The sequence below is a fragment of the Brevundimonas sediminis genome (assembly GCF_048799765.1).
GTDB lineage: Bacteria > Pseudomonadota > Alphaproteobacteria > Caulobacterales > Caulobacteraceae > Brevundimonas.
The window spans coordinates 1-17,303 of sequence record NZ_JBLYQK010000043.1; the positions used below are offsets into that span (position 1 = coordinate 1).

17 protein-coding genes are annotated in these 17,303 nt (G+C 69.4%); 6 read left to right on the plus strand and 11 right to left on the minus strand.

The window, feature by feature from the left end; genetic code table 11:
- A partial coding sequence (locus ACLQ7T_RS14910) for a hypothetical protein (RefSeq protein ID WP_420480123.1) occupies window positions 1-347 on the minus strand: 347 nt, incomplete at its 3' end.
- Between the two features lie 147 nt (window positions 348-494).
- Here ACLQ7T_RS14910 and ACLQ7T_RS14915 point away from each other — a divergent pair.
- Both ACLQ7T_RS14915 and ACLQ7T_RS14920 read left to right on the plus strand, forming a co-directional pair.
- Window positions 495-1,904 (plus strand): DUF4139 domain-containing protein, encoded by a 1,410-nt coding sequence (locus tag ACLQ7T_RS14915; RefSeq protein WP_420480124.1) that lies wholly within the window; start codon window positions 495-497, stop codon window positions 1,902-1,904.
- Window positions 1,905-1,908: 4 nt separating this feature from the next.
- On the plus strand, window positions 1,909-3,525 hold the full coding sequence (locus ACLQ7T_RS14920) for a DUF4139 domain-containing protein (protein ID WP_420480125.1): 1,617 nt from the start codon (window positions 1,909-1,911) through the stop codon (window positions 3,523-3,525).
- Here the strand turns inward: ACLQ7T_RS14920 and pth are convergent.
- The 5 genes from pth to ACLQ7T_RS14945 all read right to left on the minus strand — a co-directional run bounded on the left by pth (window position 3,522) and on the right by ACLQ7T_RS14945 (window position 8,419).
- Window positions 3,522-4,145, minus strand: a complete 624-nt coding sequence (pth, locus tag ACLQ7T_RS14925; protein WP_420480126.1) for an aminoacyl-tRNA hydrolase — start codon at window positions 4,143-4,145, stop codon at window positions 3,522-3,524. The two genes, ACLQ7T_RS14920 and pth, sit on opposite strands and share 4 nt — an antisense overlap.
- A 74-nt stretch (window positions 4,146-4,219) precedes the next feature.
- On the minus strand, window positions 4,220-4,891 hold the full coding sequence (locus tag ACLQ7T_RS14930) for a 50S ribosomal protein L25/general stress protein Ctc (protein ID WP_420480127.1): 672 nt from the start codon (window positions 4,889-4,891) through the stop codon (window positions 4,220-4,222).
- 136 nt (window positions 4,892-5,027) lie between these two features.
- On the minus strand, window positions 5,028-6,095 hold the full coding sequence (locus ACLQ7T_RS14935; protein ID WP_420480128.1) for a hypothetical protein: 1,068 nt from the start codon (window positions 6,093-6,095) through the stop codon (window positions 5,028-5,030).
- Window positions 6,096-6,277: 182 nt separating this feature from the next.
- Window positions 6,278-7,396, minus strand: a complete 1,119-nt coding sequence (locus ACLQ7T_RS14940; RefSeq protein WP_420480129.1) for a hypothetical protein — start codon at window positions 7,394-7,396, stop codon at window positions 6,278-6,280.
- Between the two features lie 87 nt (window positions 7,397-7,483).
- Window positions 7,484-8,419, minus strand: a complete 936-nt coding sequence (locus tag ACLQ7T_RS14945) for a ribose-phosphate pyrophosphokinase (RefSeq protein WP_420480130.1) — start codon at window positions 8,417-8,419, stop codon at window positions 7,484-7,486.
- Between the two features lie 218 nt (window positions 8,420-8,637).
- On the opposite strand from ACLQ7T_RS14945, the gene ACLQ7T_RS14950 reads away from it, so the two are divergent.
- Window positions 8,638-9,483 carry an outer membrane protein assembly factor BamD gene (locus tag ACLQ7T_RS14950; protein WP_420480131.1) on the plus strand — a complete coding sequence of 282 codons (846 nt, stop codon included), beginning with the start codon at window positions 8,638-8,640 and terminating at the stop codon, window positions 9,481-9,483.
- A 144-nt stretch (window positions 9,484-9,627) separates the two neighbouring features.
- Window positions 9,628-11,328, plus strand: coding sequence for a DNA repair protein RecN (recN, locus tag ACLQ7T_RS14955; RefSeq protein ID WP_420480132.1), 1,701 nt, complete (start codon window positions 9,628-9,630; stop codon window positions 11,326-11,328).
- 14 nt (window positions 11,329-11,342) lie between these two features.
- Here recN and ACLQ7T_RS14960 read toward each other — a convergent pair whose 3' ends face one another.
- The 5 genes from ACLQ7T_RS14960 to ACLQ7T_RS14980 form a co-directional block, all read right to left on the minus strand.
- Window positions 11,343-12,149 carry an inositol monophosphatase family protein gene (locus ACLQ7T_RS14960; RefSeq protein WP_420472230.1) on the minus strand — a complete coding sequence of 269 codons (807 nt, stop codon included), beginning with the start codon at window positions 12,147-12,149 and terminating at the stop codon, window positions 11,343-11,345.
- A gap of 189 nt (window positions 12,150-12,338) precedes the next feature.
- The gene (gene efp, locus ACLQ7T_RS14965) at window positions 12,339-12,908 is read right to left on the minus strand and encodes an elongation factor P (RefSeq protein ID WP_420472229.1); all 570 of its coding nucleotides are present in this window, start codon (window positions 12,906-12,908) and stop codon (window positions 12,339-12,341) included.
- 181 nt (window positions 12,909-13,089) lie between these two features.
- Entirely contained in the window at window positions 13,090-13,638 is a 549-nt protein-coding gene (locus ACLQ7T_RS14970) for a tryptophan-rich sensory protein (protein WP_420480133.1), read from the minus strand.
- Window positions 13,639-13,736: 98 nt separating this feature from the next.
- Window positions 13,737-14,237, minus strand: a complete 501-nt coding sequence (bfr, locus tag ACLQ7T_RS14975; RefSeq protein ID WP_420472227.1) for a bacterioferritin — start codon at window positions 14,235-14,237, stop codon at window positions 13,737-13,739.
- Between the two features lie 155 nt (window positions 14,238-14,392).
- Window positions 14,393-14,578: a (2Fe-2S)-binding protein gene (locus ACLQ7T_RS14980; protein ID WP_420472226.1), complete on the minus strand. Its 186-nt coding sequence runs from the start codon at window positions 14,576-14,578 to the stop codon at window positions 14,393-14,395.
- A gap of 119 nt (window positions 14,579-14,697) precedes the next feature.
- On the opposite strand from ACLQ7T_RS14980, the gene thiE reads away from it, so the two are divergent.
- Both thiE and ACLQ7T_RS14990 read left to right on the plus strand, forming a co-directional pair.
- The gene (gene thiE, locus ACLQ7T_RS14985; RefSeq protein ID WP_420480134.1) at window positions 14,698-15,357 is read left to right on the plus strand and encodes a thiamine phosphate synthase; all 660 of its coding nucleotides are present in this window, start codon (window positions 14,698-14,700) and stop codon (window positions 15,355-15,357) included.
- A 66-nt stretch (window positions 15,358-15,423) separates the two neighbouring features.
- Window positions 15,424-17,109, plus strand: coding sequence for a sensor histidine kinase (locus tag ACLQ7T_RS14990; RefSeq protein WP_420480135.1), 1,686 nt, complete (start codon window positions 15,424-15,426; stop codon window positions 17,107-17,109).
- Window positions 17,110-17,303 lie beyond the last annotated feature (194 nt).

Here is a 17,303-nt window from a genome sequence, read left to right on the forward strand (position 1 = left end):
GCGCGCGCGGGCGGCGGCGGGCCGGCGATCAGGGCGGTGAAGGTCGAGGCCGGGGTGACGGTCGGCGCGGCGCAAGGCTGGGCGACCGGCGGGTTCGGCAGGACGGCGGCCGGGGCCATGACGCAGGCGGCGCATCGAGGGGGCGGAACGCTGCGGTCCGGCTTGCCATCGGCGTCGACGCTGATGGTCTGCGGGCCCTCGGCGGAACACAGCACCAGCATCCGGCCCGGCCCGGCAGAGGCCATGGCGGCGTAGGGCAGCAGGGTTCCGAGCACGATGGCGAACGTCGCGGCCATGAGGGCCAGCGCACGCCAGATCGACCAGGACTCTGTCTGCGGACGGGTCACGGTGGCGCTTTAGCGACTAACCGTCAGGTTCGGAAGGGGGCGTGCGGTCACGCCTCAACTCGACAGGTCGCGAGGCGCGTGCCAGCCTTGATGTGCAACCGGGAGAGTATCCGAATGTCTGTTTGTCGCACCGTTCGATTCGGCCTGATGGCCGGGGCCGCGATGGCCGTTCTGGCGGCCGCGTCCACCGTCGCCGCACAACAGGCGCAGGACGGAACCGGCGGTCCGGATGCGGTGTCCCTGACCGTCTATAACCAGAACGTCGCCCTGGTGGAGGACACCCGCAGTCTCGATATTCCGGCGGGTCGGTCGCGGCGCGAGTTCCCGGGCGTCTCCGCCAGCATCCGCCCCGAGACGGTGGGCCTGTCCGGGCGCGGCCTGTCGGTGGTCGAGCAGAATTTCGACTATGACCTGCTGACGCCGGATCGCCTGATGCAGGCCGCTGTCGGCGGCGAGATCGGCATCGTGCGCACCAACCCCGGCACCGGCGCCCAGCAGGCGGAGCGCGCGCGGGTGCTGGCGGCGAACGAGGGCGTGGTGCTGGAGGTCGACGGCCGGATCGAGGTGCTGCGCGACGACGGCGTGCCCACCCGGGTGATCTTCGACGAGGTGCCGTCCAACCTGCGCCCCCGTCCGACCCTGAGCGTGACCCTGGACGCCGAGGGCGCGGGCCGGCGCGACGTGACCCTGAACTATCTGACCACCGGGCTGGCGTGGAAGGCGGACTATGTGGCCCGCTACGACGAGAGGGCCGGGACGCTGGACCTGACGGGGTGGGTGACGTTGACGAACCAGTCCGGCGTGACCTTCACCGATGCGCGGACACGGGTGGTGGCGGGCGATGTGTCGGTGCTGAACGCGCCGTACGATCCGCGCGGCGGCGGTTATGCTCCGCCGGCTCCGCCTCGCGGTTCCGGGACCCAGCCGGGCGCCGCCCGCGGCCTGGCCGATGTCTATGTCTATCCGCTGCCCGAGCCGGTGACGGTGGCCAACAACCAGACGAAGCAGGTGGGGTTGCTTGCCCTCACCGATGCACCGGCGGCCAAGCGCTACATCTACGGGTCCGACAGCCCCGAGACAGCGGGCGACCCGCGTGCGGCCGCGGTGGCGATCGTCTTCTCCAACGGCGCGGGTCCGGACGGCCCGGCCCGGCCGCTGCCGGCCGGTATTGTCCGGGTCTACATGGACGACACCGCCGGCGAGCCGCGATTCATCGGCGAGAACCGGATCGGCCATACTCCCGCAGGATCGGACATCGTCATCCGGACGGGCGAGGCGTTCGATGTCTCGGTCCAGCCCCGGATCGTGTCGGAGGAAACCGTCCAGCGACGGCGAGGCCTGACCGCCCAGACCCGCTACACGATGGAGTATACGGTGCGGAACGCCCGCTCCGAACCGGTGACGGTCGAGGTCCGGCAGGGCGGCCTCGGGCCGGTGACGGAACTCTCGGCCCAGTCCATCGACGGAACCGTTCGGGGGCGGGTCGCGGTCTGGAGCGTGGCGGTCCCCGCCAATGGGGAGACGGTCCTGACGGCCACCGTCCTGACCGGGAACTGAGGGCATGCGGCCGCTGATGGTCGCTGCGGTGCTGTCTGCCCTGTCCCAGCCCGCGCTGGCGCAGGTCGAGGGCGTGTCCGTGCGCGCGGACCGGACGACCGTGGTGATCTACCGGGACCAGGCGATCGATACCTCCGAACAGTTCGAGCAGCTGCGCGAGCGGGATCCTGAAACCGCCCTCTACCAGGGGCTGGCGCTGATCATCGAGACCCGTGAGGTGGACGTCCCCGCGGGAGAAACGGTCCTGCGCTTCGAGGGGCTGGCCGCAGGAATCGTCCCCGAGACCGCGTCCATCGACGGTTTGCGGGGGCAGGTCCTGGAGCGGAATACGGACTTTGAGCTGCTCAGCCCGGGCGGTCTGCTGCAGCACGCCATCGGCGAAACCATCAGGGTGGCGCAGACCAACCGCGAGACCGGAACCGAGGTCCTGCGGACCGCTATCGTCCGGTCCGGGGCGGACGGTCCGGTGCTGGAGATCGACGGCCGCATCGAGGCCCTGTCCTGCCAGGGGCTGACCCGAAGGTTGATCTTTGACCGCGTGCCCGAGGGGCTGGGCGAGGCGCCGACCCTTTCGGTGCGCGTGCGGTCGCCGGACGGGGGACGGCAGACGGTTCACCTGGCCTATCTGGCGCGAGGGCTGCAGTGGTCGGCCGACTATGTGGCCCGGGTCACGCCGGACGGACGCAGCATGGCGATTGAAGGCTGGATCACGCTGATGAATTTCGGCGGCTCACGGTTCACTGATGCGCCCGTGCACGTCGTCGCGGGAAACCTGAACCGGGAGGATGACAGCGAACCGGTCGAACCCCTTATCCGCACTCGGCACGACGGCTGCTGGCCCATGGACCGGACAACACACGGTCCGTTGTCCGGTCCGCCGCGCCTGCAGGTGAGAACGCCCGTTGTCGACTACCTCGCGACGATCCCGGGGATGTCCAACAGCGTGGTGGACAGCGAGTTCGACGAAATCGTCGTCACGGGAAGCCGCATCCGGGCGGCGCTGGCCAATCTGGGCGACTACAAGATCTACAGCCTGCCCGAGCCGACCGATGTGAACCCGCACCAGGCCAAACAGGTGCGGTTCCTTGATCAACCGGACGTGCGGTTCGAGCGGACCTACACCGCTGTCCTGCCGATGGATGAGGTCGATGAGGAGGAACCGCCCGCGGCCGTGCTTTTGGTCCGGATGCGGAACTCGGGCGATCAGGGGCTGGGCGTTCCCATGCCCGGGGGCGGCTTCAGCCTGATGGAGACGCAGGACGGGGCGACGGTGCTCACCGGCCAGAGCCGCTTCAGGGATCGGGCGGACGGCGCGCCCCTGGAACTGGAGTTCGGAGAGGCCATGGGCGTTCACATCGCCTACGTCCTGCGGGATGAGCGGGAGTGGCGATCCGGCGCGGTCTTCATGAAGGAGGCCACGGTTGTGGCCACGGTGACCAATGACAAGTCCTGGCCGATCGACATCGAGCTTCTTCCGAACTGGTCCGCGCGCCGCGGGTTCCGGGTCACCGCCGAGAGCCGGCGCCGTATCGTGACGCCCTCCGGCGAGACCGCGTGGCGACTTCACGTGCCGGCAAACAGCTCGGCCAGCCTGCGGTTCAGAGCGAGGGTCGAGGACTAGCCCTCGCCGCGGGCGGCCTGCTGCCTGGGACTGAACTTGGGGGCCGGGGCCAGGCGCATGACCTCGCCCTGGTAGCGCTCGTCGTCGCCGGCGAGGGCGAAGGGCAGGGCGTCGGCGCAGGCGTCGAGCAGGGCCTGCAGCCAGGCCTGATCGGCCTTGGCGAAGTCACCCAGCACATGGGGCATGACCAGGTGGCTTTCGCCGGGGTGGCCCACGCCCATGCGGGCGCGGCGGAAGTCGGCGCCCAGATGGCTGATCAGGCTGCGCACGCCGTTCTGCCCCGCCGCGCCGCCGCCGGTCTTCATGCGGAAGCGCCCGGGGGCCAGGTCGATCTCGTCGTGGAAGACGATCACTTCGGACGGCCTGATCTTGTAGAAGCGCGCCGCCTCGCCGACCGCCCGGCCGCTCTCGTTCATATAGGTCTGGGGCTTCATCAGGAGCACCTTCACCGCGCCGCCGGCGGTGGCGACCTCGCCCTCGCGGATGACCGACTGGAATTTCGCCCGCTCCGGGCCGAAATTCCAGCGCCGCGCGATCTCATCGACCGCCATGAAGCCGATGTTGTGGCGGTTCTTTTCGTATTTGGCGCCCGGATTGCCCAGGCCGGCGACGATGATCATGGCGTGCTCCGGATATGAAAACGGCCCCGTCCGTCGCCGGAAGGGGCCGTTTCACGAACCTTGGATCGGAAGGATCAGCCTTCGGCCGACTCGTCCGATTGCTCGGTCGCCGGCACTTCGGCGGCTTCAGCCTCGGCGGCGACCTCAGCGTCGTGGGCTTCGTCAGCGGCGGCCGAGATGGCGGCCGACGACGTCTTGATCGAGGCGATCACGAAGTCACGGTCGGTGATGGTCGGCTCGACGCCCTTCGGGACCTTGATGTCCGAGAAGCGGATGGTGTCGCCCAGCTTGTGACCGGCCAGGTCGACCACCAGGTCTTCCGGGATGTGGTCGGCGCGAACGGCGATTTCGACCGAGTGGCGGACGATTTCCAGCGAACCGCCCTGACGGAAGGCCTGGCACTTGTCTTCGTTGATGAAGTGCACCGGCACCTCGATCTTGACGGTCTGCTTCTCGTCGACGCGCATCAGGTCGAAGTGCAGCGGACGGTCCGACACCGGGTCGAACTGCACGTCACGGGCGATGACCGGCTGGGTCTCGTCACCGTACTTCAGGGTCACCAGGTGGCCCAGCAGCTTGCCGGTGTAGAGCGACTTGCGGAAGTCCTTCTCGTTCACCGAGATGGCGACGGGGGCCTTGTCGCCGCCGTACAGCACGCCCGGCACCATGCCGGCGCGACGGGCGGCGCGGGCGCCGCCGGTGCCGACGCCGTCGCGGACGTCCACGTTCAGAATGATCTCGGCCATCTGGCTCGCCTCAAATAACAACGGAAACGCCGCGCCAACCGTGGCCTGCGCGGCGGGGGTGTGAACCCTCGAAATCAGGAGCGGGGGCTATTACACGCAAGCGCCGGGTGACGCAACCGCTCTCGACTCTTTGCCGTCAGCCGCCGGTGTTCAGGCTGGTCGTCGTGGTCTGGGCGACGGCCGTCGCCCCGGCCGCGACCGGAGCCTCGCCCTCGACCAGGGCGGTCGGCGCCGCCTCGACCGAAGGCGGGGTGATGTTCTGGGCGGTGCAGGTCGACAGGTCGCGCGCGATGTGGCGGCCGACGCAGAACATGTCCTCGTAGCTGGGGCGCGAGGCGGCCAGGCACTGGAAGAGCATCAGCTTGGACATGTTCAGGCAGAACTCGCTGTTCTGGTCCACGGTCATCGCCTCGGTATTGGCGCGGAAGTCCTCGCCGCCGGCGCCGAGCGCGGCCAGGGCGGCCAGGGCCAGGGACCGGGTCACCGCCGGGGTGTAGGGCGGGCCCGAGCGGCCCGCACCCAGCTCCAGCCCCGTCCCGGCATGGGCGGCGGCGAACAGGCGGGCCGATTCGTCGGCCGAGGGCAGCATTTCGGCGGCGGACAGGGTCTTGGCGCCCTGCAGGCGGCCTTCGCGATCCCGGATGGGCGTCACCGCCCAGCGGCGGCGGGGGTCGCGGCGTTCCTGGATGGTGTAGGCGTCGCCCTCGACGCCCTCGGCGATCAACCGCATGGCGGCGGCGTCCCGGCCGAGGGTCTCGACGATCAGGCCGGCGGCCTCCTCGGCGCCCGGCAGGGTCGCGGCGACGGCCGGGTCGGCGATGATGCGGGCGATCATCTCCTGCCGGACCGCGGGGTCGACGGCATAGGTGCGGACGCCCCGGACGAACTCCGGCGACTGCAGGGCCAGGATGGAGCCGTAGGCGATCATGCCGCGCGACAGCTGGGCGGGCTCATAGGCCGCGCCCTTGCGAATGGCGGCCTGGATGGACTCGGCGTCGGTGAAGCCGCCGGGCGGAATGGTGCCGACGTCGCGCATGAAGGCGACATAGATGGCCGCGGCCTGGGCCACACCCTCGTTCATCGACACGGCGGGCGGCGGCGGCGGCGGCGCGGGTTCGGGCGGCGGGGCGGCGGGTTCATCGGTGGCGCAACCGGCGAGAACGGCGGCGGCGGCGACGGCGGCGAGCGCGAGTCCGCGGCGCATTTGACCCTGGAACATTACAAAACCCCGACCCTCTGCGCCCTCCGGCGGGGCGCGACCACAGACTGCGTTCTATATCGCGGAGAAAAGGGTTCTCCGAGCGTTAATCCAAGCGTTGCCTCAGGTTCGGGATCACAAGGTGATGATTCTCCCGCGCGGAGACCGGGGTTCGGCCAGCGGTTGAGTCACCGCGTCGGCGGCGTTTCCGGCGTTGCTCCGGGCGGCGGAGAGGGCTGTGGCGCGGGGGCGTCCAGTCCGCCCGGGGCGACGGCGATGCGGGGCGGCGCGGCGCGGACCGGGGAGACGGTGACGGTCGGCGCGGGCTGGGCGGCTCCGCGGGTGCAGGTGGCGATGTCCCGCACGACATGACGGCCGATGCAGAAGACGTCCTCATAGTTCGGACGCGAGGCGGCGAGGCACTGGAAGAGGTTCAGCTTCGACTCGGTCAGGCAGGTCTGGCTGACGGGGTCATTCTGCAGGGCGGCGGTGCGGGCGCTGTCATCCGCCTCGCCGAGCGCCGCCAGCGCCGCGATCGCGAGCGCCTGGACGACGGCAGGCGGGTAGGGCGGGGTGCGGAGCCGGTCGCCCGAAAGGCCGAGGCCCGTGCCGCTGCCCGCCGCGGCCAGCAGGCGGGCAGCGTCGGGAGCAGAGGGCGACATCGGCAGCGCCGATCGCGCCTTGGCGTCGGCCAGCCGACCCTCCCGGTCCGCGACCGGCCGGATCGCCCAGCTGCGTCTGGCGTCGCCCTGCACCGCATAGGCGTCGTTCTCGATGCGGCCGGCGGCGGCGTTCAGCGCGTCGATGTCGACCCGCAGCGTGGAAATAATGAGGCCCGCCGCGGCGTCGGCGCCCGGAAGATGGGAGGCCCAGCGCGGGTCGGCGACGATGTTGTCGGCCAGCCGGCGGCGGGTGTCCCGGTCGTTCGCATACTGGCGCACGCCCTGGACGAACTCGGGCGACTGCAGGGCGACGACGGCCGCATAGGCCACCAGCCCGCGTGACAGCTGGACCGGCTCGTAGGCGGCGCCGCGGCGCAGGGCGGCCTGGATTTCCTCGGGCGTGCCGAACCCGCCCTCGATCGCGGCCATGTCCCGGCTGAAGGCGACATAGATGGAGGCCGCCTCGACGACGTCCGCGTTCAGCCCCATCGGCGGCGGTGTCCGCGCGGCGATCTCGGCGGCGATGCGGGCGGCCTCGGCCTCGGCGGCCTTCTCGGCCGCGGATTGCGAGGCGCAGCCGGCCAGCAGGGCGGCGACGGCGAGAGCGGTCGCGGCAAGGCCGCGGCTTCGGTGGGCCGAAATCATCAGGTCTCCTTCGGTCTCGACGCCCCGCGCCGAATCTTCAGGGCCTAATGAGGCCGGACCAAGGACGTTCCCTCGGGCGGTCCCCGATCAGTCAAAGAGTTTGGAAACCGATTCCTCGTTGGCGATGCGCCGGATGGCCTCGCCGATCAGCGGGGCGACCGAGACCCGGCGGATCTTGGAGCAGCCGAGCACGGCCTCGGGCTGCTCGATCGAGTCGGTGATCACCAGCTCCTTCAGAGGGCCGTCGCTGACACGCTGGACCGCCGGGCCCGACAGGACGCCGTGGCTGATGTAGGCCGAAACCTCGGTCGCGCCCTTCTCGATCAGGGCCTTGGCCGCGTTGACCAGGGTGCCGCCCGAATCGACGATGTCGTCGAACAGGATGCAGCGCCGCCCCTCGACGTCGCCGATGATGTTCATGACCTCGCTCTCGCCCGCCTTGGGACGACGCTTGTCGACGATGGCCAGGTCGGCGTTCAGCCGGCTGGCCAGGGTCCGGGCGCGGACCACGCCGCCGACGTCCGGCGAGACGATCATCAGGTCGTCGCCTCGCGGATAGTTTTCCTTGATGTCCCGCGCCAGCACCGGCGTGGCCACCAGATTGTCCGTCGGGATGTCGAAGAAGCCCTGAATCTGGCCGGCGTGCAGGTCCATGGTCAGGACCCGGTCGGCGCCGGCGCGGGTGATCAGGTTGGCGACCAGCTTGGCCGAGATCGGGGTCCGACCGTCCGTCTTCCGGTCCTGCCGGGCGTAGCCGAAATAGGGGACGACGGCCGTGATGCGCTTGGCCGAGGCGCGCACCAGCGCGTCGGTCATGATCAGCATTTCCATCAGGTTGTCGTTGGCCGGATAGCTGGTCGACTGGATGATGAATACGTCCTCGCCGCGGACGTTCTCCTCAATCATCGCAAAGACCTCATTGTCGGCGAAGCGCTTCACCTGGGCCTTGGTCAGGGGCATGTCCAGGTGGCCCGCGATTGCGGCCGCGAGGGTCCGGTTCGAGTTGCCAGAGAGCAGCTTCATGTCCGGTCATCCTTTCGCCGTCATCGCCCGGCTGCATGTCGGCCGTGGCGCTGGCGCGCTACATATCAGGGGATGCCGGGGTCACAAGTCGCGATCGGTGCTTTTTTGGCCCTTCTTCGCGCATTGGCGCTGTGATGTTCACTGGTGTAGAGATCGCGTCTCGTTTCCGGGGGCGCCGTCGGACGGCGCTCCGTCGGCATGCATACTTGAGGTCGTCCTTGTCCGTTTCGAAGTTCCGCTCCGGCCTTGTTCTGGCGGCCGTCGCCGTTTCGGCCCTGACCGTCACCGCCTGCAACAGCGGCGCGCGCCGTCCGCGGCTGGCCTATGAGGAACGGCCGGTCGAGCAGCTTTACAATACCGGCTACCAGCGCATCCAGTCGCGCCGGTGGAGCGACGCGATCGACTATTTCCAGGAAGTCGAGCGCCAGCACCCGTATTCGGAATGGTCGCGCCGCGCGATCCTGATGCAGATCTACGCCTACTATCAGGACAACCACTATCAGGAGGCGATCGCCGCGGCGGATCGCTTCATCGCCCTGTTCCCGGGCAATCCGAGCGCGCCCTACGCCTACTACATGAAGGCCATCTGCAATTTCGAGCAGATCACCGACGTGGGCCGGGACCAGGGCTACGCCCAGGCGGCCCTGACCGGCCTGCGCGACGTGGCCCGCCGCTATCCGGGGACCTCATACGCCATCGACGCCACGGTGAAGATGGACATGGTCAACGATCAGCTGGCCGGCAAGGAAATGGCCATCGGCCGCTACTACCAGCGCGCCAACCAGCCGCTGGCCGCCCTGAACCGCTACAAGACCGTGATCGACAATCCGGCCTATCAGCGCACCTCGCACACGCCGGAAGCCCTGTACCGTCTGGTCGAGGTCAACCTCGCGCTCGGCCTGAAGGACGAGGCCATGCGCAACGGCTCGGTGCTGGGCTACAACTATCCGGGCAGCGTCTGGTACTCGGAAGCCTACGCCCTGCTGTCGGAACAGGCCGCCGCTCCGGAAGTCGCGCCGACCGCCCAGCGCGAAAGCTGGCTGCGTCGTCTGATCCCGGGCTGACGTTTTCGATTTGTTCCGCTATTCCCGGTCTTGTCCCGGGAGGCGGTTGCTCCGCATTCTCCGGCATCGCCCGAGAAGACGATTCGCCTTGCCCCAGATTTCTGACCGCGTTTCCGGCCTGAACCTCCCGCAAGGGAGCCTGCCGTGCTGACCGCGCTTTCGATTCGCGACATCGTTCTGGTGGACGTGCTGGACCTCGAGGTCCGGGACGGCCTGACCGTGCTGACCGGCGAGACCGGGGCGGGGAAGTCGATCATTCTGGACGCGCTGGGGCTTGCGCTGGGCGCGCGCGGCGACGCCGGGCTGGTGCGGGCCGGGGCCAAACAGGCCAGCGCCACCGCCGTCTTCACCGCACCCGATGATCCCGCCCTGATCGCGCTGATCGCCGAAAAGGGCTTCGAGGTCACGCCGGGCGAGGACCTGATCCTGCGCCGCACCGTGGCCGCAGACGGCCGCAGTCGCGCCTTCGTCAACGACCAGCCCGCCGGCGTCACCGCCCTGCGCGAAATCGGTCAGGCTCTGGTCGAGGTGCATGGCCAGCACGAGACCGTCGGCCTGCTGGACTGGAAGACCCACCGCGCCCTGCTGGACGCCTATGGCGGCCTGTCGCCCCAGCTGGACGGCGTGGCGCGCGCCGCCGAGGCCGTGAAGACCGCCGAGCGCAAGGTGGCCGAGCTGAAGGCCGCCGCCGCCGACGCGGCCGCCCATACCGAGGAACTGACCCAGAGCCTCGCCGACCTCGATGCGCTGGATCCCCGCGCGGACGAGGAGACGGAGCTGGCGGGCGAGCGGGCCCTGCTGGGCGCGGCGGAGAAGGCCATGGCCGATCTGACCGACGCCCGCGCCTCGCTGGGCGGGGACAAGCTGTCACGCAATCTGTCGGCGGCCCTGCGCGCGGTCGAGCACGCCCGCACCCGCGCGGCCCAGTCGGGCGCCGAGGGCGACCATCCGCTGCTGCTGAAACTGACCGCCGCCGCCGAGGCCATCGACCGCACCCTGGTGGAAGCCGAGGAGGCGCTGGCCTGCGTCGACGCCGCCGCCGACGCCTTCGACTTCGAGCCGGGCCGCCTGGACAAGACCGAGGAGCGGCTGTTCGCCCTGCGCGCGGCCGCCCGCAAGCTGAACACCTCCGTCGAGCTGTTGCCGACCCTGCGCGAGCGCTACCGCGAACAACTGCGGCTGATCGAGGACGGCGCTGACGCCATCACCGCCGCCGAGCGCGAGGCCTCGGGCGCGCGTGAGGCCTATGATCTGGCCGCGACCCTGCTGACGTCGGCGCGTGAGGCCGCCGCCGAGCGGCTGACGGCGTCGGTGATGGAGGAACTCGGCCCGCTGAAGCTGGAGCGCGCCCGCTTCCGCGTCGCCTTCGAGCCGGTGGCCGACGGTCGCCGTGGGCCGTCGGGCGTCGAGACCGTGCGGTTCGAGATCGCCACCAACGCCGGAACCCCCTTCGGCCCGCTGGACGCCATCGCGTCGGGCGGGGAGCTGGCCCGCTTCGCCCTGGCCATGAAGGCCGCGCTGGCGGGGCGGGAGGATCAGCGCCAGCCGGTGATGATCTTCGACGAGGTCGATCAGGGCGTCGGCGGCGCCGTGGCCGAGGCCGTCGGCACCCGCCTGCAGCGCCTGTCGCAGGGCGCCCAGGTGCTGGTCGTGACCCACAGCCCTCAGGTCGCCGCGCGCGGCCATGCCCACTGGAAGGTCCGCAAGTCGGACACCGGCGGCGTCACCGCCACCACGGTCGACACGCTGGACGAGACGCAGCGGTTGGAAGAGATCGCGCGGATGCTGTCGGGAGCGACCATCACTGATGAAGCCCGCGCGGCTGCGAAGACCCTGATCGGGTGACGGGTGGCGGCGGCTTATGCCCCCTGCAGCACCTTGCGCAGGGCGGTGTGGATGTCCGGGTTGGCGGCCAGCACCTGCTTGCCGTTTTTCGGATCGCCGTCGATGTCGATGGTGGTGACCAGACCGCCGGCCTCGGTGACGAGCAGGATGCCCGCGGCCACGTCCCACGCCTGCAGATTGCGCTCGAAGAAGGCGTCGTAGCGGCCGGCGGCGACCCAGGCGAAGTCCAGGGCGGCCGAGCCAAGGCGACGGATGCCCGCGACGCGCTGGCCGACGGCGTGGATGTCCTTGATCGACTGGGCGTGGCCCGCCTTGCCGATGAAGGGCAGGCCGGTGCCGATCAGGCTTTCCGACAGATCCTTGCGGCCCGCGACGCGGATGCGGCCGTCGTTCAGGTAGCAGCCCTTGCCCTTTTCGGCCCAGAACATCTCGTTCATGACCGGGTTATAGGTCACGGCGGCGACGATCTCGGACGAGCCGTCCGGCGCGAAGCGCTCCAGACCGACCGTGATCGCGAAATGCGGCATGGCGTGGATGAAGTTGGTCGTGCCGTCGATCGGGTCGACGATCCAGCGGTGCGACTTGTCGGTGCCCTCGATGAAGCCGCGCTCCTCGCCGAGGAAGCCGTAGCCCGGGCGGGCCTTGGTTAGCAGCTCGAACAGGGTCTCCTCGGCCTTGATGTCGGCGGCGGTGACGAAGTCGCCGGGGCCCTTGCGCGAGGTCTGGAGGTTCGCGACCTCCCCGAAGTCGCGCAGCATCGGGCGGGCGGTCTTGCGGACCGCGTCCATCATGACGGTGAGCAGGGCGGAGGCGAGGGCCATCGGGAATCTCCTGGTCCGCAGCTCCTTCAAGGCTCTTGGCCCGGAGGTACGGAGAAGTTCAAACGCTAACCGGCCCCGAATGGAGCCGGTGAAGTGGTTGGTGGCTGGTGACTAGTGGATGAAAGCGGGGCGGCGTCGAGGACGCGGCCATCCACCAACCACCAATCACCAATCACGCGGCGAAGCCGCTCAGTCCGCGCGGCGGACGTATTCGCCGGTCGCGGTGTCGACGACGATCTTCTCGCCGGCCGACATATAGGGCGGGATCATGATGCGGACGCCGTTGTTGGCGACGGCCGGCTTGTAGGACGACGAGGCGGTCTGACCCTTAACGGTCGGCTCGGTCTCGACGACTTCCAGCGTGACCTGGTCCGGCAGCGACAGGCCGATCGGACGGTCCTCGTGCGACTCGATGACCACCTTCATGCCTTCCTGCAGGTAGGGGATGCGCTCTTCGCCGACCCATTCCTTCTGCAGTTCGATCTGCTCGTAGTTCTCGTCGTTCATGAAGACCAGGGTCTCGCCGCCGTCGTAGAGGTACGAGTAGTCCTTCTGCTCGAGCGTCACGCGCTCGACCTTGTCTTCCGAACGGAAGCGTTCGTTCAGCTTGTTGCCGGTCTCGAGGTTCTTGGCCTCGACGTTGGCGAAGGCGCCGCCCTTGCCGGGCTTGACGTGGCTGGCCTTGGTGACGACCCACAGGCCGCCGTTGTGCTGCAGGACCATGCCGGGCTTGATGGTGTTGCCGTTAATCTTGGCCATGATGTCTCGGAAGGGTTGAGGCGCAGCCCTTGCGGCGCGCGCGAACGGGCGCAGTCCCTAACGGAAGCCGGGGCTTACGGCAAGCTGGGGCGAAACGTGAAGAGTGACGGGTGAGCAGTGAGTAGCGGCTGTCGCGGCGGCCGGATCCTCCACTCACGTCTCACTCTTCACTGCTCACTCTTCAGTGCAGCGTCTGCCCGGCGTCGCGGGCCTTCCGGCCGATCATGTTCGCGGCCGCGACCTGTCCGCCGACGGGGGCGGCCAGCTTGCCGGCGCGGGCGTCCAGCTTGCGGGCCTCGTGGGCGAAGGCGGCGGCCATGCCGGCCGAGGACATGGCGGCGGCGATCTGCAAGCCCCGGCTGGCGGGCCGCATGGCGATCCAGACGGCGTTCAGGGCCTGGGCTCCGGCCCACAGGGCCATGGCGACGTTGCGCTCCTTCGCCTTCGGCGCGTTCCACACCCGCACCGCAGACAGGGTCGTGGCCGAGAAGACGGCGGGCAGGATAAAGCTCAGCGACCCGCGCGGCCGCTCGGTGATGGGGGCGTCCGTCGCCGCCAGATGCTCCGGGCGAGGCCGGATCGTCCGTTTGGCGAAGGCCGTGGCCGCCAGGGCGAAACCGACGGTCAGGGCCACGCCCAGCGCCACATGGCCGACGTTCCGCCCCTCGGCGTTCAGAAAGTCCGTCGCCGCGTCCTGCACGTCGTCGAACACATCATCGATATCAGTCATCCGCGCCTCCAGCTCTGGAGGGGAATGAGCCGGAAGGGGCGGGGGTTCCGTGCAGCTTCATGGTCTCCCTCCCCGTTGCGGAGAGGGAGAGGCAACGATCAGTTCCCCGTCGCGCTCTTGTCCGGGGCGATCTCGGTCATGGCGGACTGCAGGTAGTTCTGCTCGCCCAGCTGTTCGATCAGCTTGTGCTGGGCCTCGAGGAAGTCGATGTGCTCCTCGGTGTCCGACAGGATGCGCATGACCAGGTCGCGGCTGACGTAGTCCCTGGCCGCCTCGAACTGGGTGACGGCGGCGATGACGGTGTCGCGCGAGCCCAGCTCCAGCTGCAGGTCGGCGCCGAGGCATTCGATGGCGTTCTCGCCGATCTTCAGCTTGTGCAGGTCCTGCAGGTTGGGCAGGCCGTCGAGGAAGAGGATGCGCTTGATGAGCATGTCGGCGTGCTTCATCTCGCCGATGCTCTCGTCATAGATGATCTGGCCGAGGTGCTTCAGGCCCCAGCTTTCGAACATGCGGGCGTGCAGGAAATACTGGTTCACCGCCGTCAGTTCGTTGGTCAGGATCGCATTCAGCGTGCGGATGATCGCGGGGTCGCCCTTCATGGCCTTGTCCTTCAGCGGTCTGGGCGGCCCGGAGGAGGGAGTCGCCTTCGTCGGCGGCGTTCATACCACGAAAGATCGCCGCGTGTTTACTTGCGAACACTTATCAGTGCATTGAAATTGCGAGTAAAAATCGCGCGCAGACGGGGCTGCGAATGCTACTCAGCCGCCAGGGCGAAGGCCTGCTGCGACTCCTGGATCATCTGGCGCATCTCGCAGACGCATTTGGCGCACTGGGCCTGGCACTGGTGCCGGGCGAAGACCTCACGCGGACGCGTCGCGCCCGCCTCGATGGCCGAGGCGACGTCACGCTTGCGAAGACCGTTACAGTTGCAGACGTACAAGGAAGGCGAATCCACACAATGCGAATGGTTCGCTATAGCAGTCCGATCAAGGCGATTGCAAGTCGTTCGCATGGAGCGAGCGGATTGACGTGGGGCGCACATCGTCGCACTCCCCCGCCATGGCCAGAGAACCCGTCGTCCCGCCGCGCCCGCCGTGTGCGCTGTACCTGATCACCCCGCCGGCGATCCCGGATTTGCCCGCCTTTGCGAAGACGCTGGGCGAGGCGCTGGATGCGGGCGCCGTGGCGGCCCTGCAGATCCGGCTGAAGGATGTCGATGACGCGGCCGTGCTGGCGGCGGTCGAGGCGCTGAAGCCCGTGGCCCAGTCGCGCGGGGTGGCGGTGATCCTGAACGACCGGCCCGACCTGGCGAAGCGGTCGGGCTGCGACGGGGTGCATGTGGGGCAGTCGGACGCCTCCTACGCCGAGGCGCGTCGGACGATGGGGGCGGACGCCATGATCGGGGTGACCTGTCACGACAGCCGCGAGCTGGCCATGGACGCCGCCGAGGCCGGGGCCGACTACGTCGCCTTCGGGGCCTTCTTCCCGACCACGACGAAGGAGACGGAACATCGTCCGGACCCGGAAATCCTGACCATCTGGCAGGAGACGGTCGAGACGCCCTGCGTCGCCATCGGCGGGATCACCGCCGCGAACGCCGCCGGACTGGCCCGGGCCGGGGCGGATTTCGTCGCCGTCAGCGGGGCGGTCTGGAACCATCCGGACGGCGCCGCGGCTGCGGTTCGCGAGTTTGATCAGGTGCTTGCAACGGCCTTCTGACCTTCAGGGGATGTTAGGAAGCCGACGGTTAGGTAGCGGCGGAGTATTGCCCGACCGGACCTGATCATGAGCATGAGCCGCGCGCTCGACCCCCAGCCCGCCGCAACGGCCGAAACGGCGTCGTCCGCGCGCGGGCTGCCGACCGGGGCGTCGCCGACGCGGGGCATCGGTCAGCCGATGGCGCCGGTGTTCACGGCCGTCGCGGTCATGATCCTGACGGTGCTGGCCATTACCTTCGCCCGGTCCGCCGACATGGTCGCGGCCCTGTGGGGCTCGGGCGGCGTGGCGGTTGCGGTCTGGCTGCGAACTTCCCGCGGCCCCCTGTATGATCTCTGTTTCGGCGGTCTGGTGGCCTGTGGCGTGGCCGCGGGGAACCTGCTGGCCGGCAACTCCACCAAGACCACCTTGATGTTCACCGTGGCGAACATGGCGGATATCTACATGGCGGTGCTTCTGGCGCGCCGGTTCGCCCCGACCCTGAACCTGGCCAGCGTCGAGGGCTGCAGCCGTTTCCTGATCAGCGCCGCGGTCGTCGCCCCCATCCCGGCCGCGATCGGCGTCGGCGCCATGCTGCACTGGATGAACGGCGCCAGTTTCATGGAAACCGCCCAGACGTGGTGGTTCGGTCATGCGCTGAGCATCGCCGTGATTTCCAGCTTCGGCCTGGCCATCACCCGGCGTGAGCTGGTCCGGTTCCGGGCCCCGGCCCGGGCGATCGAGGCGGTGGTCCTGCTCGGTCTGCTGGCGTTCGCCAATGTCCTGATCTTCGGCATGCAGTCCCTGCCGATCAGCTTCGTCACCCTGCCGCTGCTGCTGCTGATCGCGGTGCGCCTGCGCCTGCTGGGCGTGACGGCCGCCCTGGTCATCATCAGCCTGCTGGCCATCGGCGGAAGCATGATGGGGCATGGTCCCTATGCCGTGGCCTTCCAGGGCGCGGATCGCGCGACGATGGCGCAGCTTCTGGTGCTTTTCGGCTATCTGCCGATCCTGCTGGTCGCCGCCCTTCTGGAGGAGCGGGACCGTCTCGCCGATCGCGCCCGGGCCGGACAGGTGCGCGCCGAGCGCGCCTCGGCGGCCAAGTCGCGGCTGCTGGCCAATGTGGCGCACGAGATCAAGAGCCCGGTCGGCGGCATCATCGGCATCGGTGATCTGTGGCGGGCCGGCCAGTTGGGGCCGGTCACCCCGACCCAGACGGAAATGGCCGACATGCTGGTCAAGACGGCAAGGCAGGTCGAGGCGCTGGCGCATGACCTGCTGGACGTCGCCCGCGCCGAGTCCGGTGCGGTGAAGGTCGAACTGCGCCCGACCGATGTGCCGGGCGTGCTGGACGACGTGCGTCGCGCCACGGTGCTGCGGCCCGAGGCCCAGGGCGTCCGGATCGAGGTGGTTTCGGAAGGGGACGGCCTGGTCGCCCTGGCCGACTCCCAGCGACTGGTCCAGGTGGTCGGCAACCTGACGTCCAACGCGGTCAAGTACGGCGGTGCGGGCGGGATCGTCATCCTGCGCGCGAGCCGGATCCACGACGGCGTCCGGATCGAGGTCATCGACCGCGGCCCGGGCCTGACCGTGGACAAGCAGACCCAGCTGTTCGAGCCGTTCAACCGGCTGGGACTGGAGCGCTCGACGGTCGAGGGCCACGGGATCGGTCTGGCCCTGGCCAAACGCCTGGTTGAGCTGCAGGGCGGCTCCATCGGGGTCACCTCGGCGCCGGGCGAGGGCGCCACCTTCTGGGTGGAACTGCCGACCGCCTGATCGGTCTTGCCGTCGCCACGTTGAGGGGCGAAGGTCGCGGCCATGAAAACCCTCGCCGTGTCCGCCGCCGCCCTTCTCGCGCTCGCCGGAGCCGCTCACGCCCAGACCGCATCGCCGGCGCCGCAGACGCCGCCGCCCGCGCCCGCTCCGGCGCCCGGCTCGGACTTCACCCGGGACCTGAACGGCGGCCCGCC

What these genes read in the sequence shown, in the direction of transcription:
- ACLQ7T_RS14915 (WP_420480124.1), top strand. Translation starts at nt 495, where the DNA reads ATGGCCGGGGCCGCGATGGCCGTTCTGGCGGCCGCGTCCACCGTCGCC.
- ACLQ7T_RS14920 (WP_420480125.1), top strand. Translation starts at nt 1,909, where the DNA reads ATGCGGCCGCTGATGGTCGCTGCGGTGCTGTCTGCCCTGTCCCAGCCC.
- pth (WP_420480126.1), bottom strand. Translation starts at nt 4,145, where the DNA reads ATGATCATCGTCGCCGGCCTGGGCAATCCGGGCGCCAAATACGAAAAG.
- ACLQ7T_RS14930 (WP_420480127.1), bottom strand. Translation starts at nt 4,891, where the DNA reads ATGGCCGAGATCATTCTGAACGTGGACGTCCGCGACGGCGTCGGCACC.
- ACLQ7T_RS14935 (WP_420480128.1), bottom strand. Translation starts at nt 6,095, where the DNA reads ATGCGCCGCGGACTCGCGCTCGCCGCCGTCGCCGCCGCCGCCGTTCTC.
- ACLQ7T_RS14940 (WP_420480129.1), bottom strand. Translation starts at nt 7,396, where the DNA reads ATGATTTCGGCCCACCGAAGCCGCGGCCTTGCCGCGACCGCTCTCGCC.
- ACLQ7T_RS14945 (WP_420480130.1), bottom strand. Translation starts at nt 8,419, where the DNA reads ATGAAGCTGCTCTCTGGCAACTCGAACCGGACCCTCGCGGCCGCAATC.
- ACLQ7T_RS14960 (WP_420472230.1), bottom strand. Translation starts at nt 12,149, where the DNA reads ATGGCCCTCGCCTCCGCCCTGCTCACCGTCATGATGGACGCGGTCCGC.
- efp (WP_420472229.1), bottom strand. Translation starts at nt 12,908, where the DNA reads ATGGCCAAGATTAACGGCAACACCATCAAGCCCGGCATGGTCCTGCAG.
- ACLQ7T_RS14970 (WP_420480133.1), bottom strand. Translation starts at nt 13,638, where the DNA reads ATGACTGATATCGATGATGTGTTCGACGACGTGCAGGACGCGGCGACG.
- bfr (WP_420472227.1), bottom strand. Translation starts at nt 14,237, where the DNA reads ATGAAGGGCGACCCCGCGATCATCCGCACGCTGAATGCGATCCTGACC.
- thiE (WP_420480134.1), top strand. Translation starts at nt 14,698, where the DNA reads ATGGCCAGAGAACCCGTCGTCCCGCCGCGCCCGCCGTGTGCGCTGTAC.
- ACLQ7T_RS14990 (WP_420480135.1), top strand. Translation starts at nt 15,424, where the DNA reads ATGAGCATGAGCCGCGCGCTCGACCCCCAGCCCGCCGCAACGGCCGAA.